This is a genomic window from Streptomyces sp. NPDC002886, assembly GCF_042888445.1.
GTDB lineage: Bacteria > Actinomycetota > Actinomycetes > Streptomycetales > Streptomycetaceae > Streptomyces.
In genome coordinates, this window is the sequence record NZ_JBIAPV010000001.1 from 1,165,062 (window position 1) to 1,180,149 (window position 15,088).

15 protein-coding genes are annotated in these 15,088 nt (G+C 70.0%); 5 read left to right on the plus strand and 10 right to left on the minus strand.

What is annotated here, in order from left to right:
• Position 1 precedes the first annotated feature (1 nt).
• Both ACFYYB_RS05255 and ACFYYB_RS05260 read right to left on the minus strand, forming a co-directional pair.
• A complete protein-coding gene (locus tag ACFYYB_RS05255) occupies positions 2–319 on the minus strand; it encodes a LysR family transcriptional regulator (protein WP_389433278.1) in 318 nt (105 codons plus the stop codon).
• A complete protein-coding gene (locus tag ACFYYB_RS05260; protein WP_389433279.1) occupies positions 283–1,428 on the minus strand; it encodes a ScbA/BarX family gamma-butyrolactone biosynthesis protein in 1,146 nt (381 codons plus the stop codon). The genes ACFYYB_RS05255 and ACFYYB_RS05260 overlap by 37 nt, the downstream gene beginning before the upstream one ends.
• Before the next feature lie 154 nt (positions 1,429–1,582).
• On the opposite strand from ACFYYB_RS05260, the gene ACFYYB_RS05265 reads away from it, so the two are divergent.
• From ACFYYB_RS05265 to ACFYYB_RS05285, 5 genes are all read left to right on the plus strand, one after another.
• Positions 1,583–2,224, plus strand: a complete 642-nt coding sequence (locus ACFYYB_RS05265; RefSeq protein WP_389433280.1) for a ScbR family autoregulator-binding transcription factor — start codon at positions 1,583–1,585, stop codon at positions 2,222–2,224.
• 213 nt (positions 2,225–2,437) lie between these two features.
• A complete protein-coding gene (locus tag ACFYYB_RS05270; RefSeq protein WP_389433281.1) occupies positions 2,438–2,665 on the plus strand; it encodes an acyl carrier protein in 228 nt (75 codons plus the stop codon).
• Entirely contained in the window at positions 2,662–3,615 is a 954-nt protein-coding gene (locus ACFYYB_RS05275; protein WP_389433282.1) for a thiamine pyrophosphate-dependent dehydrogenase E1 component subunit alpha, read from the plus strand. Before ACFYYB_RS05270 ends, ACFYYB_RS05275 begins: the two co-directional genes overlap by 4 nt.
• Complete coding sequence (locus ACFYYB_RS05280; RefSeq protein WP_389433283.1) at positions 3,612–4,625, plus strand: alpha-ketoacid dehydrogenase subunit beta; 1,014 nt, start codon at positions 3,612–3,614, stop codon at positions 4,623–4,625. Before ACFYYB_RS05275 ends, ACFYYB_RS05280 begins: the two co-directional genes overlap by 4 nt.
• Entirely contained in the window at positions 4,622–5,782 is a 1,161-nt protein-coding gene (locus ACFYYB_RS05285; RefSeq protein ID WP_389433284.1) for a 2-oxo acid dehydrogenase subunit E2, read from the plus strand. The genes ACFYYB_RS05280 and ACFYYB_RS05285 overlap by 4 nt, the downstream gene beginning before the upstream one ends.
• A gap of 60 nt (positions 5,783–5,842) precedes the next feature.
• Here the strand turns inward: ACFYYB_RS05285 and ACFYYB_RS05290 are convergent, their stop codons facing one another.
• The 8 genes from ACFYYB_RS05290 to ACFYYB_RS05325 form a co-directional block, all read right to left on the minus strand.
• Positions 5,843–6,895, minus strand: coding sequence for a cytochrome d ubiquinol oxidase subunit II (locus ACFYYB_RS05290; RefSeq protein WP_389433285.1), 1,053 nt, complete (start codon positions 6,893–6,895; stop codon positions 5,843–5,845).
• Positions 6,892–8,370 (minus strand): cytochrome ubiquinol oxidase subunit I, encoded by a 1,479-nt coding sequence (locus ACFYYB_RS05295; RefSeq protein ID WP_389433286.1) that lies wholly within the window; start codon positions 8,368–8,370, stop codon positions 6,892–6,894. The genes ACFYYB_RS05290 and ACFYYB_RS05295 overlap by 4 nt, the downstream gene beginning before the upstream one ends.
• 256 nt (positions 8,371–8,626) lie before the next feature.
• On the minus strand, positions 8,627–8,914 hold the full coding sequence (locus ACFYYB_RS05300; RefSeq protein WP_389433287.1) for a hypothetical protein: 288 nt from the start codon (positions 8,912–8,914) through the stop codon (positions 8,627–8,629).
• Positions 8,915–8,962: 48 nt separating this feature from the next.
• Positions 8,963–10,249, minus strand: a complete 1,287-nt coding sequence (locus ACFYYB_RS05305; RefSeq protein ID WP_389433288.1) for an MFS transporter — start codon at positions 10,247–10,249, stop codon at positions 8,963–8,965.
• 129 nt (positions 10,250–10,378) lie between these two features.
• Positions 10,379–11,392 carry a TIGR03842 family LLM class F420-dependent oxidoreductase gene (locus ACFYYB_RS05310; protein WP_389433289.1) on the minus strand — a complete coding sequence of 338 codons (1,014 nt, stop codon included), beginning with the start codon at positions 11,390–11,392 and terminating at the stop codon, positions 10,379–10,381.
• 35 nt (positions 11,393–11,427) lie between these two features.
• The gene (hydA, locus tag ACFYYB_RS05315) at positions 11,428–12,831 is read right to left on the minus strand and encodes a dihydropyrimidinase (RefSeq protein WP_389433290.1); all 1,404 of its coding nucleotides are present in this window, start codon (positions 12,829–12,831) and stop codon (positions 11,428–11,430) included.
• Between the two features lie 17 nt (positions 12,832–12,848).
• Positions 12,849–14,144, minus strand: coding sequence for an aspartate aminotransferase family protein (locus tag ACFYYB_RS05320; RefSeq protein ID WP_389433291.1), 1,296 nt, complete (start codon positions 14,142–14,144; stop codon positions 12,849–12,851).
• On the minus strand, positions 14,141–14,983 hold the full coding sequence (locus ACFYYB_RS05325) for a nitrilase-related carbon-nitrogen hydrolase (RefSeq protein WP_389433292.1): 843 nt from the start codon (positions 14,981–14,983) through the stop codon (positions 14,141–14,143). Before ACFYYB_RS05325 ends, ACFYYB_RS05320 begins: the two co-directional genes overlap by 4 nt.
• Positions 14,984–15,088: the final 105 nt, after the last annotated feature.

Here is a 15,088-nt window from a genome sequence, read left to right on the forward strand (position 1 = left end):
GCTAGACCCTCGTCAGCGGGCGGAGCCGGCTGCCGGCCGACCGCCCCTGCGACGGCGCCCGGCTCGAGCGGACTTCACGGACGGTGGTCTCGACGGCGCACAGGATCTGCTCCGCACGGGGCTGCAACAGTGCACCCGCCTCGGTGAGTTCGACCGGCAGCCGGCCCCGCCGGTGGAAGAGTTCCACCCCGAGGTCCTGTTCCAGGATCTTGATCTGGCCGGTGACCGTGGACTGTGCGCAGTGCAGGTTCTTCGCCGCCTGGGTGAAGCTGAGCTCCCGCGCTACTTCGCGGAAGGCGCGGAGGTGCTGGAGTTCCACGAGTTCCCCTCCCCCGACGGCTCGACGGCAACCCGCGGACGGTAGAGGGCCGTGCTGCGCGCGATGGTGCGGTCCCCCTGGACGGCCTCCAGTTGGACGCGGCGCAGCCCGTGGCGGCCCGTGGACGGCAGGGCCGCCACACCGCCGACGACCTTGATCACGGTGGGCTCGCGCAGTTCACCGAACGCGTCGAAACGGACCTCGGAGAACGCGAGGGACCACGGAGCGGCCCGGTGACCGGGCCCGTCGTGCGCCGACTCCCGCCCGGCCCCGACCAGATGGCATCCCGCCTGCCGGAACGCCTCGACCAGGGCCATGCCGGGCACGTGGTCGCAAGAGTGCTCGAAGTAGCCGGGGTGGTCGCGGTCCACGCGCATGAGGTACCGCCCCGGGGCGGCCGTCCGGTCGACGGACAGCAGGACGTTCTCCTGCCCTTGCCGTCCGGCCTCGGCGGCGTCGAGCATACGGGGCTGCGCGCCGACCGTGTCGGCCGCCGCATCGCGACCGCGGGCGGCCGCAGGGGCACGCCGGTTGCGCAGCATCCCGTACAACTCGGCGCCGACCGCGAGCAGTCGTACCGACACCCGCGCGCAGCGGCGGCCGCCGGTCTCCACCCACGCCTCGAAGCGCGCTCCGATGCGGTTCCCGGACGGGTGGGCCTCGGGCACGAAGCTGCCGTCGAGCACGAGAGGGAGCGGCTCGCCTCCCACCACCAGGGCACCGGGGTCCACGAGGTGGAAGTCGAGGTCCCGGAAGATGAAGCTGTGCGTCAGCGGGACGTCGTAGAAGCGGTGCGCGGTGTAGATGGCCGCCTGCCGGACGGTCTCCACCAGCAGCAGCGGGTCACTGCTGCCCTCGGCGTCCGGCTGGTAGAGCGCGTGGTGGCGGGGCCACTGTGCGGCGATCCGCACCCGGTTGCCGTCGCCGCGGCGGCCGTCGGTGAGGAAGACCTCGGCCACCGAGGCGCGGTGGACCAGGGAACGCGGGACCGTCCGGTCGAAGGTCAGGGCACCGCTCCGGGGCGAGGATCCAGGCGGCGCCTGCCGGGGCAGGCGCGGCAGATTGGCGCGGGAGACCGGGCCGGGCGCGAGTGAAGGACTGGACAGCAAGACGGAACCCCCAGGTAGATCGATCCTCGGCAAAGTGCGTCCGATTATCGGACCGAAAATAAACCTGCCGGAAGGTATATTGCAACCCTCGAAAGTTTCCGAAGCGCCTTATCGGGGGGTCGACAGAAGCCCCAGAGAGCAACAGGGACACGTCATGAACAGCAGCGACACCACGACCAGCATCGGCTCGACGCGCCAGCAGCCGGCCCGCGAGCTGAAGCAGGAGCGCGCCCACCGGACCAGGGAGCAGATCCTGTGGGCCGCGGCCGAGGAGTTCAAGGAGAAGGGCTACCCGGTGGTGACGCTGCAACACGTCGCCACCCGGGCCGGGCTGACCAAGGGCGCGGTCTACTTCCACTTCACCAACAAGGAGGCCCTGGCGGTCGCCGTGGTCGAGGAGCACTACGCCCACTGGGCGCCCCTGGTGACCGAGGTGCGGGAGTCCGAGCGCTCGCCGCTGGACATCATGATCACCGTCCTGGACCGCACCGCGGAACTCTTCCGCGATGACACGATGGTCCAGGCCGGCGCCCGGCTGCAGATCGAGCGCTCGCTGATCAAGGCGGACCTCCCCCAGCCGTACGTGGGCTGGCAGGAACTGCTGACCACGCTGGCCGCCGCCGCGGTCGAGACCGGCCAGCTGCGCCCGGACACCTCCCCCGAGGCGCTGGCCCGCGTGCTCGTCGCCGCGTTCTTCGGCACCCAGCACATCTCCGACGTGCTCACCGGCCGGGCCGACCTGATGGATCGCTACGCCGAGCTCCGCGACATCATCTTCGCCGGCGTCACCGCCTGAGGGCCGGTCCGAACACCAGACGGCCGGTCCGAACACCAGGGGTCGTCCGGCCGCCAGAGGGCCGTCCGGCCGACGGCCCGACGTCACCGTTCGGGCCGTCGGCAGCTTCCATCGAGATTCCCGATCTTATTTGAAACCTTCGCGAAGGTTGGATTTAGTGGTGGTCGGCCCGAGGGACTCGGTTGCCATCGCGATTTCTGGAGTGCTTGCCTTATGAAGCTTGAAGCGGTCATCTCGGATGTGCTCGCCATACCCCTGGGGGAAGTCGACGACAGCCTGGGCCCTGTGCGCGACGACCGCTGGGACAGCCTGAAGCAGATGCAGCTGATCGTCACCCTGGAAGAGCAGTACAAGGTCGCCTTCTCGCGGCAGGACCTGCGCGCCATGAAGTCGGTCGGCGCGGTGCGCGAGGTGCTGCTGAGCAAGGGGGTGGCGGCGTGACGCTCACCGAGCAGGCCCCGTCGGGTACGGCGCCGGCCCCCCTCAGGGACGGCGACCTCGCCTCCCTCAGGGACAGCGACCTCGCCTCCCTGCTGATGATCCGGCACTTCGAGTGGAAGTTGCTCGACCTGTTCGCGGAAGGGAAGCTCAACGGTACGACGCACACCTGTCTCGGCCAGGAGTACATCCCGGTCTCCCTGAATCCGCTGCTCTCCACCGGCGACTTCCTCTTCAGCAACCACCGGGGCCACGGCCACTACCTCGCCCGGTTCGCCGACCCCGCCGGGCTGCTCGCCGAGATCACCGGCCGCGAAGGAGCCGTCTGCGGGGGCGTGGGCGGCAGCCAGCACATCTTCCGGGACAACTACCTGTCCACCGGCATCCAGGGCGAGAGCCTGCCGGTCGCCGCGGGTGCGGCACTGCACTTCAAGCGGGCCGGCCTGCCGCACGTCGCCGTCGTCTACATCGGCGACGGGACCTGGGGCGAGGGCTCGGTGTACGAGGCCCTGAACATCGCCCGGCTGTGGGAGCTGCCGCTGCTGGTGGTGGTCGAGAACAACGGGATCTCCCAGACCACGCCGGGCAGCGTCAACATGGCCGGCACGGTCGCGGGCCGGGCCCGCGCCTTCGACGTCGACCACCACCGGGTGACGAGCAACGACGTACGCCACATCCGCGCCGAGCTGGCCCCGCTCATCGACCGGGTGCGCCACCAGCACATGCCGCTCGTCGTGGAGTTCGACACCGTACGGCTCGGCCCGCACAGCAAGGGCGACGACACCCGCCCGGCGCGGGAGATCGAGGCGGCCCGCGCGCGCGACTGGTACGACGCGCTGCGCGCGGAGGACCCCGAGCGCTTCGACCGGCACGACGAAGAGCAACGAGAACTGATCGCCGGAGTGGCCGCCGATGTCCTGGCACGCCCGCTGGTGGCTGGAGAGACCGCATGAAGCGCAACGAGCGCGTGGGCGAGAACCTGAACCAGGCCATGCACCGGGTGATGGAGTCCCACGAGGACGTCTATCTGATCGGCGAGGACGTCCTCGACCCGTACGGCGGTGCCTTCAACATCACCAAGGGGCTCTCGGACCGCTTCACCGACCGGGTGCTGACCACGCCCATCAGCGAGAACGCCATCCTGGGCGTCGCCAACGGCCTCGCCCTCACCGGCAACAAGCCGATCGCCGAGATGATGTTCGGGGACTTCATCACGCTGGCCTTCGACCAGATCGTGAACTTCTCCGCCAAGTCCGTCTCCATGTACGGCGCCACCCACCCGATGCACCTCGTGGTGCGCTGCCCGGTCGGCGGCCGGCGCGGCTACGGCCCGACGCACAGCCAGAGCCCGCAGAAGCACTTCCTCGGCGTACCGGATCTGCACCTGTTCGAGCTGTCGCCCTTCCACGACAACGCGAAGGTCGTGGAAGGGATGGTCGAGCTGGGCAAGCCCTGCATCTTCTTCGAGGACAAGGTGCTCTACACCGAGCGCCGCCACCAAGGCGGCCCGGTCGGGGACCTGTTCTCGCTGGAGTTCACCGGCGAGGACCCCTTCCCGGTGGCCCGGCTGTTCATCGAGGACACCGCCCCCGAACTCGTCATCGTCGCGCCCGGCGGCCTGGCCCAGCGCGCCGTCGACGCGGCACGCGAGCTGTTCCTGAAGCACGAGATCGCCTGCGAGATCTACGTACCGTCCGCCCTCTACCCGTTCGACGCAAGGCTGTTGGCGGAGCCCGTCGCACGAGCGGGCCGCGTCTGCGTCGTGGAGGACGCCCCGCCCGGCGGCAGTTGGGGCGCCGAAGTCGCCCACCAGCTGTACTCCACCTGCTGGGACAGCCTCCGCGCCCCCGTCCGTCTCGTCCACTCCGCGGATTCGGTGATCCCGACGGCCCTCCACCTGGAGCGCGACGTCCTGGTGAGCAGCGAGTCCCTGGAACTGGCCCTGAAAGAGCTGGCTCAATGATCGAGATCACCGTTCCCAAGCTGAACAACAACGACGCCCAGTACGACCTGGTCGAGTGGCTCGCCGAGGACGGCGCCACCGTCACGAAGGACGACGACCTTCTGACGCTGGAGACGTCCAAGGCCGCCGAGGACCTGGTCAGCGAGCACGACGGAGTGCTGCACCAGGCGGTCAAGGCCGGCGAGCAGGTGCCGCCCGGCGCCGTGATCGGCCGGATCTTCGCCGATGCGGCCGCCCGCGACGCCTTCCTGGCCGCCGCCGAGGCAGCCGCCGCGACCCGTACGGACACCTCCGGGGAGGGCGCGGACTTCGTCCTCACGGCGCAGGCACGCACCCAGGCCGCCGAGTCCGGCGTCACCGAGGAGGAGCTGCGCTCCCTCGGCAAGCGGATCATCAAGGGCTCCGACGTCGAGGCGCTCGTGGCGCGCCGCGGAGCCTCCGATGAACTTCCTTCCAACCGAATCGAGTTGAGTCAGCACCAGCGGGCAATCGGCGCGGTGGTCACCGAGTCGCACCGTACGGTCCCGGCGTCCTTCACCGTCGTACGGATGAGGGTCGACGCAGCCGAGGCGGCCGCCAAGGAGCTCTCGGCCCGCTCGGGGACGGCGATCGGTCTGCCCGCCGTGCTGATCACCCAGCTCGCCGCGCTGCGCGCGGCCTTCCCAGCCTTCTTCGCCACCTACGACGAGGACGGGTACGCACTGCTCGCGGAGCAGTCCCACGTGGGCGTCACGGTCGACCTGGGCAACGGCCTGTACATCCCGGTCGTACGGGACGCGGACCGGCTCTCCGCGGTCGAAGTCGCCGAGCAGCTGGAGGACTTCCGCTTCTCGGCGCTGCGCGGGAACTTCCGCGGCAGCGAACTCATGGGCGCGGCCATCACCCTGTCGCTCAACAACGACGAGGACGTGCTGCTGACCCAGCCCATCATCTTCCCCGGCCAGACCTGCATGGTCTCGCTGGGCGCCGTACAGACCGTGCTCGAACTGACCGCCGACAACGCGGTGGTCGCCGCCCGGTACGTGCACGTGGGCCTGGCCTTCGACCACCGGGTCGTCAACGGCAGGGAGGCGGTTCAGTTCCTCCAGGCCCTCAAGAGCGCCCTCCAAGCGCCGGAGTTGGAACGTGCGGCGGAGCCGGCGGCGACGGTCGGCTGAGGGCAGGAAGCAGGCACGCGGCGACGGGCCGGGAGCCGCGGGCCACCACGGAAGCGGTGGTCAGCGGTGCCGGCCCGGATCCCGGTTCACGGCCGTGCGGCGCAGGTCGTCGTCGGCGAGGGGTTGCAGGGCGCCGCTGGTGTCCAGGCGGTAGAGCAGGACCAGCGGCGGTCCGACGAGCACGATCGCGATGACCGTGACCAGGAGCAGCCAGCGCAGTGTCGTCGGTGCTCCGGCCGCCTGGTCCACGGTCAGCGAGGTGGGGATGAGATAGGGGCGCTGGGCCAGCCCCCAGGCGATGACGACGAGGGCGACGCTCCCGACCGCGGTGATCCTCGCCCAGCCCGTGGCCGTGCGGTGGAGCAGCCCGGCCGTGGCCGCGGCGAAGACGGCGGCCGCCAGGACGAAGGCCAGGCCGACGCCGCCGGTGAGACCGTCGTAGACGTAGCGCGCGTCGTGGTGCGTGACGACGAGGCCGACGGCGGTCAGGACGGCGATGAACCCGAGGGCGTACCAGGCCCGCATCCGGAAGTAGTGAACGAGGTCGGGGGCGTCGAAGCGGCGGGCGTCGGCGGTGAGGAACACCGCCCCCAGGAAGGCGGTCGCGGCGACGGTGAGCAGGCCGCAGAGCACGGAGGTCCCGTTGGTCCACGCGTCAGCGGACGCCTTCGTCCCCGGAGCGACCCGGCCCGTGGCCAGCCCGCCAACGACCGCCCCGAGGAAGAAGGGCACCAGGAGGGAGGAGACGGCGAACGTCCTGCCGTAGATCTTGCGGTGCGCGAGGCGTGTCATGGGTTTGCGGAGGGCGAAGCCGGCACCGCGCAGGACGAGCCCCAGGGCCGCGAGCGCCAGGGGTAGCCACATGGCGGTGAAGAGCGTCTGGAACAGGACCGGAAAACCCGTCCACATGAACACCAGGACGAAGATGAGCCAGACGTTGTTCGTCTCCCAGACGGGCTCCATGGCGTGGTCGATCAGCCACCGGGGCCGCTTGCCCCGTACTGTGCCCCCCGCGAAGAGGTCCCAGAACCCGGCTCCGTAGTCCGTCCCGCCCGCACAGGCGTAGGCGGCGACCGCGGCCAGCAGCACCCAGGCCACGACGTCCTGGATCATCGTCCTCCTCCGTCACCACGAGCGGAACCGTGATCGTGATCCGGTGCGGCCGCGACGGTCGCCCGGCGGGGCCCGTAGGGAGCGTCGCTTTCCGGAGTGCCGGCGGCCTGGGCAGCGCCCTCTTGTTCGTCCGCGATCCGCCAGCGGGTGCGCATCTTGAGCAGGACGCCCAGGAAGGTCCCGAAGATCAGTGCGTAGACCACGATGACGATGGCGAGCATCGTCCACAGCGACGCGGCCCGGGTGTCCGTGACGGCTTCGGACACCCGCATGTTCTCGTACACGATCCAGGGCTGGCGCCCCACCTCGGTGGTGATCCAGCCGCATTCCACCGTCAGCAGGCAGGCCGCCCCCGCCACGGCGGCGCACCGGAAGAACCATGGGGAAGTCGGCAGGTCGCGTCGCCGCAGCCAGCACCAGCCGTACCAGAACGCGAGCAGGAGGAGCGCGCTCCCGATCGACACCATGATGTCGAACGCCCAGTGGGCGATCGTGGCCTGGGCCGCCGTGGGGCGGTCGCTCGCGGGGACTGACGACAGACCCGTCACCCGGGTGTCCGGACTGAAACCGGCGAGGATCGAGTCCAGTTGGGGGAACTTGAGCCCGCCGGAGACCGTTCCGTCCTCATGCAGGCGTCCGAACAGGTACTCCGGTTGGTGGGTGCCGGTCTTCCAGACCAACTCGGTGGCGGCGAACTTCACCGGCTGCTCCTGGAACACCGAGCGGGCGATGGAGTCCCCGAGCACGAACTGCACGGGGGTGAGGATCGCGGCGACGGTGAACGGAACGGTGAAGCCGAGCCGGTGGTAGTGGTCACGCCGGCCGCGCAGCCAGCCCACGGCGTACACCCCGGCCACGACGTAGCCCGCCGTGAGGACGACACCCGCCACGAAGTGCCAGTACTCGGGGCCGAAGATCGGCGTGAAGATCGCCTTGCGGACGTCGATGTCCACGGGGTTGCCGCCCGCGTCGAGCGAGAAGCCGCGCGGCGTGTTCATCCAGGAGTTCGCGGCGATGATGCCGAACGCGCCCAGCAGTGCCGTCAGCGGCAGGGGCAGGGCCAGCCAGAAGTGCGTCCACGGCTTCAGTCTCCGCCAGCCGTAGAGGTAGATGGCGATGAGGATCGCCTCCAGGAAGAACGCCCACGCCTCGACCCCGAACCCGAGGCCGAAGACATCGCCCCACCGGCCCATGAGGCCCGGCCAGAGCAGGCCGAACTCGAAGGAGAGCACGGTCCCGGTGACGATGCCGATGGCGAACTGCACCGCCATGACCGCCGACCAGCGCCGTGCGAGCAGCAGGGCGACCGGATCTCCCTTGCGCAGCCCGCGGTAGTGCATCAGCAGGGTGATGGCGGGAAGAGCCACGCCGAAGGGAACGAGCAGGATGTGGGAGGCCAGGGTGAAGGCCATGAGCTGGCGGGCGGGGAGCAGTTGCGCAGGGGTGTCCGCCAGGATCGCGATCGCGCTGTTCATGTGAGCCTCGGCAGTTCGTGCCGGACGGCCGGAGGAGGAACAACGGGCGTTCGGCCACGGTCACTGCTGCTGGCTTCCACTGAACCGCTCCCTGGGTACTGGCGGGGACACGCAATCCGCGCCACCACGACAGCACCACCGGATTGCCATGGCCCGGTGGCACGACTGCCACTGACCCAATGGGGTGTTCTCCCGAACCGAACGGCTCAACTGGGGTGCGGGAGGCACGGTCGGCGACCGGCTGACCGTACGGCTCTCAGGCTCCCGGTCCGCTCGCCCTCTCGGTGGCGGCGGAGGCGGAGTCCTCGGCGTAGTAGCGCCCCAGGAGTTCCCGCTCGGCGTCCCGGTGCGGGTACATGAAGAAGATCAGCATGGCGCCCAGGCCGATCGCGGCCAGGCCGACGGCGTACGCCCAGTCGTCGCCGTGGAGGAACGACCGGCGTGCTGCCTCGACGATCTGGTCGGCGTAGTGGGGATGCTGCTGGGCGACCTGCCCGGCGGAGGCGAACGACTTCGTCAGCTCGCTCTGGACCTGGTCCGACACCTCCTTGCTCTCGCGGGAGGCGGTGATCGCCGCGTTGAAGGCCGAGGCCTAGCCGGCGGTGAGGAGCAGGCCCATGACGGACTGCATGACGGCCCCGCCGAGGTCCCGTTGCAGATCGGCGGTGCCGGAGGCCATGCCGGCCCGCCGCACGGGCACCGATCCGGTCAGCGAGTGGGAGGCGGGCGTCCCGGCGAGGCCGGCGCCGATACCGGTGAGCACGTAGGCGAGGCCGATGTGCCAGTAGTGGCTGTGCTCGCCCCAGAACAGCAGCATCCAGCCGAAGGCGAGGAAGAGGAACGCGTAGCCGATCAGGAGGGTCGTGCGGGCGCCGCGCGTCTCGACCAGCTTCGCGGACCGTGGCGCCACGAGCACCATCATCACGACGAGGGGAAGGATGGAGGCCCCGGCTTCGACGGGGTCGTACCCGAGCACGTTCTGCAGGTACTGCTGGCTGATGAAGGCCGATCCCATCATGGCGCCGTAAACGATGATTCCCGCGCACGCGGCGACCCAGAACGTGCGCCGTCCGGCGATGTGGAGGTCGTACAACGGGTTGGGGGCCCGGCGCTGACGCAGGAAGAACGCCGTTCCGGCGGCCAGGGCGATCACGACGAGCCCGATGACCAGGGCGCCCTGGTGGGGGACGGCGGCGAAATTGATCGCCAGCACCAGTCCCGCGATCAGGAGGACGGACAGGATGCCGCCGAGGTTGTCCACCGGTTCGGCCGACTCGTTGGCGTGCGCGGGGACGAACAGCAGGGCCATGACCAGCGCGACCACGGCGAGGGGCAGGGTGATCAGGAACACCGATCCCCAGTAGAAGCGTTCGAGCAGCGCGCCCGCGATCACCGGCCCGAGCATGGAGATCCCGCCGCCCAGGGCCGACCACAGCGCGATCGGCTTCGTCCGCCCGGGCCCCGCCCACAGGGCGGTGATCAGCGCCAGTGTGGTCGGGTAGGCCATGCCGGCCGAGAGCCCGCCGAGGATCCGGGCCAGCACCAGGACCGTGTCGTTCGGCGCGGACGCGGCGAGCAGGCAGGCGGGGACGGACAGGGCGGTGCCGAGGAGCAGCAGCAGCTTGCGCCCGTGGCGGTCGCCGACCGCACCCAGGTAGAGGACCGATGCGGCCAGGCCGAGTGAGTACCCCACGGCGACCAGGTTCAGCGAGCTCTGGGAGGAGTCGAAGGCCTTCCCGATCGCGGGCAGCGCCACGTTGGCCACCGACAGGTTCAGGTTGGCCACTGCGGCAACGATGATCAGGGACGCCAGCACGAGCGACGCCCGCGCCGGGGCCTCACTCGGGACGTCGATGCGGGGCGCGCCGCTTTTCGGCATGGAACCTCCGGGGCGGTGTCTGGCTCGGTGAGGGTCCTGCCTGATCTACCGTGCCGAACGTCGCCCCGTCGGGATGACACGCCCACCGTCACCGACCGGGTCCGCCCGCCTCTGCGATTCGGGGTCTTGTCAGCCGAACGCCGGGATGATGTCGGAGCCGTACGCGTCGATGGTGGCTTCGCGGGCGTCGTGCATGTCGTAGACGGCAAACTGATGGACGCCGAGGGCCTGCAGGGCGCGGAGTTTCTCGATGTGGGCCTCGACGGGGCCCAGCAGGCAGAAGCGGTCCACGATCTCGTCGGGGACGAAGTCGGTGGACGGGTTTCCGGCGCGGCCGTGGTGGCTGTAGTCGTAGCCCTGGCGGGACTTGACGTACTCCGTCAGCTCCTCCGGAACCATCGAGGAGTGCTCCCCGTAGCGGGAGACCAGGTCGGCGACGTGGTTGCCGACCATGCCGCCGAACCAGCGGCACTGGTCACGGGCGTGCGCCAGGGCCTGCGCCGAGTCGTCGGCCGTGACGTACGCCGGGGCGGCCACGCAGATGGTGATCGCGGACGGGTCCCGGCCGGCCTCTACGGCGGCCTGCCGTACTGCCTTGATCATCCACTCGGTGAGGTAGAGGTCCGCGAGCTGCAGGATGAACCCGTCCGCCTTCTGCCCGGCCAGGGCCAGCGCCTTCGGCCCGTACGCCGCCATCCAGACGGGCAGCTTTCCGTCCCGGATCCACGGGATCCGCAGCGGCTTCCCGTCGACCTCGGCCTCACGCCCCTCCGCCAGGTCACGGATGACGTCGATGGCCTCGCCGAGCCGGGCCAGGGTGTTCGGCGCGCGGCCGGCGACCCGCATCGCCGAGTCCCCGCGGCCGATCCCGCACACGGTGCGGTTGCCGTACATGTCGTTCAGCGTCGCGAAGGTGGAGGCGGTCACCTCCCAGGTGCGGGTGCCCGGGTTGGTGACCATCGGACCGACGTGCATGCGCTGGGTGTTGGCGAGGATCTGGCTGTAGATGACGAACGGCTCCTGCCAGAGCACCGCGGAGTCGAAGGTCCAGCCGTAGCGGAATCCGTTGCGCTCGCCGCGCTTCATGAGGCTGATCACCTGGGAGGCGGGCGGATCGGTTTGCAGGACGAGGCCGAAGTCCATGGCTGGCTGCTCCTTGCTGCGTGCGGGCTTGCGGCTTACAGGTACTGACAGGTGGAGCGGGGAATGAAGGCCCCGTGGCCGGCCCGGCCCGTGAACTCCCTGCGGTCGATGACGAGTTCGCCGCGCGAGAGGACCGTGTCGACGCGTCCGGTGATCCGCTTGCCCTCGTACGCCGAGTAGTCCACGTTCATGTGGTGCGTCTCGGCGGAGATGACCTGCTCGGCATGCGGATCGTAGAGGACGATGTCGGCGTCGGAACCCGGCGCGATGGTGCCCTTCTGCGGATAGAGGCCGAACATCCGGGCCGGGGTCGCGCACGCGATCTCGATCCAGCGGCGGCGGCTGATGCGCCCGTCCAGGACGGCCTGGTGGAGGAGGTCCATGCGGTTCTCCACCCCCGGCAGCCCGTTCGGGATCTTGGAGAAGTCGCCGCGGCCGAGCTCCTTCTGGCCCCGGAAACAGAAGGGACAGTGGTCTGTCGAGACCACCTGGAGGTCATTGGTCCGCAGACCCCGCCACAGCGCCGCCTGGTGCTCGCGCGGCCTCAGTGGCGTGGAGCAGACGTACTTGGCGCCCTGGAAGTCCGGCTCCTCCAGGTTGTCCGTGGAGAGGAAGAGGTACTGCGGGCACGTCTCCCCGAAGACCGGCAGGCCCTTGTCACGGGCCGCCGCGAGCTCAGCGACCGCCTCCTCCGCCGAGACGTGCACGACGTACAGGGGGGAGCCCGCCACCCGGGCGAGCTGGATGGCGCGGTGCGTGGCCTCCGCCTCCAGGAGGACCTTGCGGACCTCGCCGTGGTGGCGGGGGTCCGTCTCCCCGCGCGCCAGGGCCTGTTCGACCAGGACGTCGATCGCGATGCCGTTCTCGGCGTGCATCATGATCAGCCCGCCGTTGCCCGAGGCCCGCTGCATCGCGCGCAGGATCTGGCCGTCGTCGCTGTAGAAGACCCCCGGGTAGGCCATGAACAGCTTGAAGGAGGTGACGCCCTCCCCCACCAGGTGGTCCATCTCCTTCAGGGTCCGCTCGTTGACGTCCGAGAGGATCATGTGGAAGGCGTAGTCGACGGCGCACTTGCCGTCGGCCTTGTCGTACCAGGTGTCGAGGCCCTCGCGCAGGGCGTGGCCCGGTGTCTGGACGGCGAAGTCCACGATGGTGGTGGTGCCGCCCCAGGCGGCGGCGCGGGTGCCGGTCTCGAAGGTGTCGGAGGCCGCGGTGCCGCCGAAGGGCAGCTCCATGTGGGTGTGGGCGTCGACCCCGCCGGGGATGACGTACTTCCCGCTCGCGTCGATCGTCCGGTCGGCCGTCCACGTCTCGGCGGCCGCCGTGCCGTGTGCAGCGAGGGCGGCGACGCGGCCGTCCTCGATCAGCACGTCGGCGTGCAGCTCGTCGGACGCGGTGATGACGAGGCCGCCGCGGATCAGGGTGCGGATGCTGCTCATGTACGTCTCCCCCGGTGCTAGTTGAGGATGCGGAGGGCCTCGGCGAGGATTTCGGCGCCCTCTTCCGCCTCGGCGACGGTGAGGGAGAGCGGCGGCGCGATGCGCAGCACGCTGGTGTTGTGGCCGCCGCCCTTGCCGAGCAGCAGGCCGCCCTTCCGGGCGGCCTCCAGTACGGCGGCGGCCGCGTCCGGGTCCGCCTGGTCGGTGCCGGGCTTCGTCAGTTCCAGTCCGGCCATCAGGCCCCGGCCGCGTACCTCGCGTACGGCGGGCACGGTCGCGGCGACGGCCCGCAGCCGCTCCAGCAGCAGACCGCCGACACGGCGGGCGTTGCCCTGGAAGTCGTGCTCGAGGAGGTAGCCGAGATTGGCCACGCCCGCCGCCATGGTGACCGGTGAACCGCCGAAGGTGGAGATGGAGTTGGAGTCGAGGCAGTTCATCACCTCGGCCCGGGCCACGACTCCGCCGATGGACATGCCGTTGCCGATGCCCTTGGCGAAGGTGATGATGTCCGGCGGCCCGTTCTGGGCGTGGGCCTGCCAGCCCCAGAAGTGCTCGCCGGTCCGGCCCCACCCGGTCTGCACCTCGTCGCTGATCCAGAGGATGCCGTGCCGGTCGAGGACCTCGCGGAAGGACCCGTAGAGCCCGTCGGGAGGGGAGGTGAAGCCGCCCACGCCCTGGATCGGCTCGGCGATGAGGGCCGCGACCCCGCCCCGGGCCTGGCCCAGTACGTCTTCCAGGTCGGCGACGGCCGCGGCGGTGAAGGCGGTGTCGTCGAGGTGGGCGAAGGGGCCCCGGGTGCGGACCGCGCCGTGCACGTAGTACGTCTGGAGCGGCGAGAGGCTGGTCGGGGACCAGCCGCGGTTGCCGGTGATCGAGACGGTGGAGAAGGACCGGCCGTGGTAGCTGTTGCGCATCGCCAGGATCTGGTTGGACCGGCGGTACGTCGTCGCGAGCATCAGGGCGGTGTCGTTGGCCTCGGTGCCGGAGGTGGTGAAGAAGACCCGGGCGTCGGGGATGCCGGACAACGCCGAGACGCGTTCGGCCAGTTCGATCATCGGGCGGTTGAGGTAGAGGGTGGAGGAGTGGATGATCCGCCCGGCCTGTTCGGCGACGGCCTTGGTGACCTCGGGCAGGGCGTGGGCGGTCATCGTGGTGAGGATGCCGCCGAAGAAGTCGAGGTAGCGGTTGCCGTCCGCGTCCCAGACGTGGCGGCCCTCCCCGTGGGTGAGTTCGATGGGGCGGTCGTAGTAGAGCGCGAGCCAGTCGGGCAGGACGGAGCGGTGCCGGCTGTGCAGGGGGATCGGGTTGGTCACGGCTGTACGAGCCCTCCGTAGGCGTCGGGGCGGCGGTCGCGGTAGAAGGCCCACTGGTCGCGGACCTCCTTGATGAGGTCGAAGTCGAGGTCTCGGACGAGGAGTTCCTCTTCCTTGTCGCTGGCGACCTCCCCGACGAACTGGCCGCGCGGGTCGACGAAGTAGCTGGTGCCGTAGAAGTCGTTGTCGCCGTACTCCTCTTGGCCGACGCGGTTGATGGCGGCGACGAAGTACTCGTTGGCGACGGCGGAGGCGGGCTGCTCCAGCTGCCACAGGTACCCGGACAGGCCACGGGAGGTGGCGGACGGGTTATAGACCAACTGGGCGCCATTGAGGCCCAGTTCGCGCCAGCCCTCCGGGAAGTGGCGGTCGTAGCAGATGTAGACGCCGACGCGGCCGACCGCGGTGTCGAAGACGGGGAAGCCGAGGTTGCCCGGGCGGAAGTAGTACTTCTCCCAGAATCCCCTGACCTGGGGGATGTGGTGCTTGCGGTACTTGCCGAGGTAGCTGCCGTCGGCGTCGATGACCGCGGCGGTGTTGTAGTAGAAGCCCTCGGACTCCAGCTCGAAGACCGGTACGACGATCACCATGCCGGTCTCGCGGGCGAGTGCCTGCATCCGCTGGACGGTGGGGCCGTCGGGGACGGCCTCGGCCCAGCGGTAGTGCTCGGGCTCCTGGACCTGGCAGAAGTAGGGGGCGTTGAAGACTTCCTGGAAGCCGATGATCTTGGCGCCCTGGGCAGCGGCCCGGCGGGCGTGCTCCTCGTGTTTGGCGATCATCGACTCGGTGTCTCCGGTCCAGGTGGCCTGGACGAGTGCGGCGCGGACGACTTGGGCCATGAGCTGCTCCTCGCGACGGGGTACGCCGGCTTCTACGCACGTAGAGGGTGTACGACGGCTGCGCGTAGGGAGTTGAAGGTAGGCCTCGGCCAGGCCCGGGGCAAG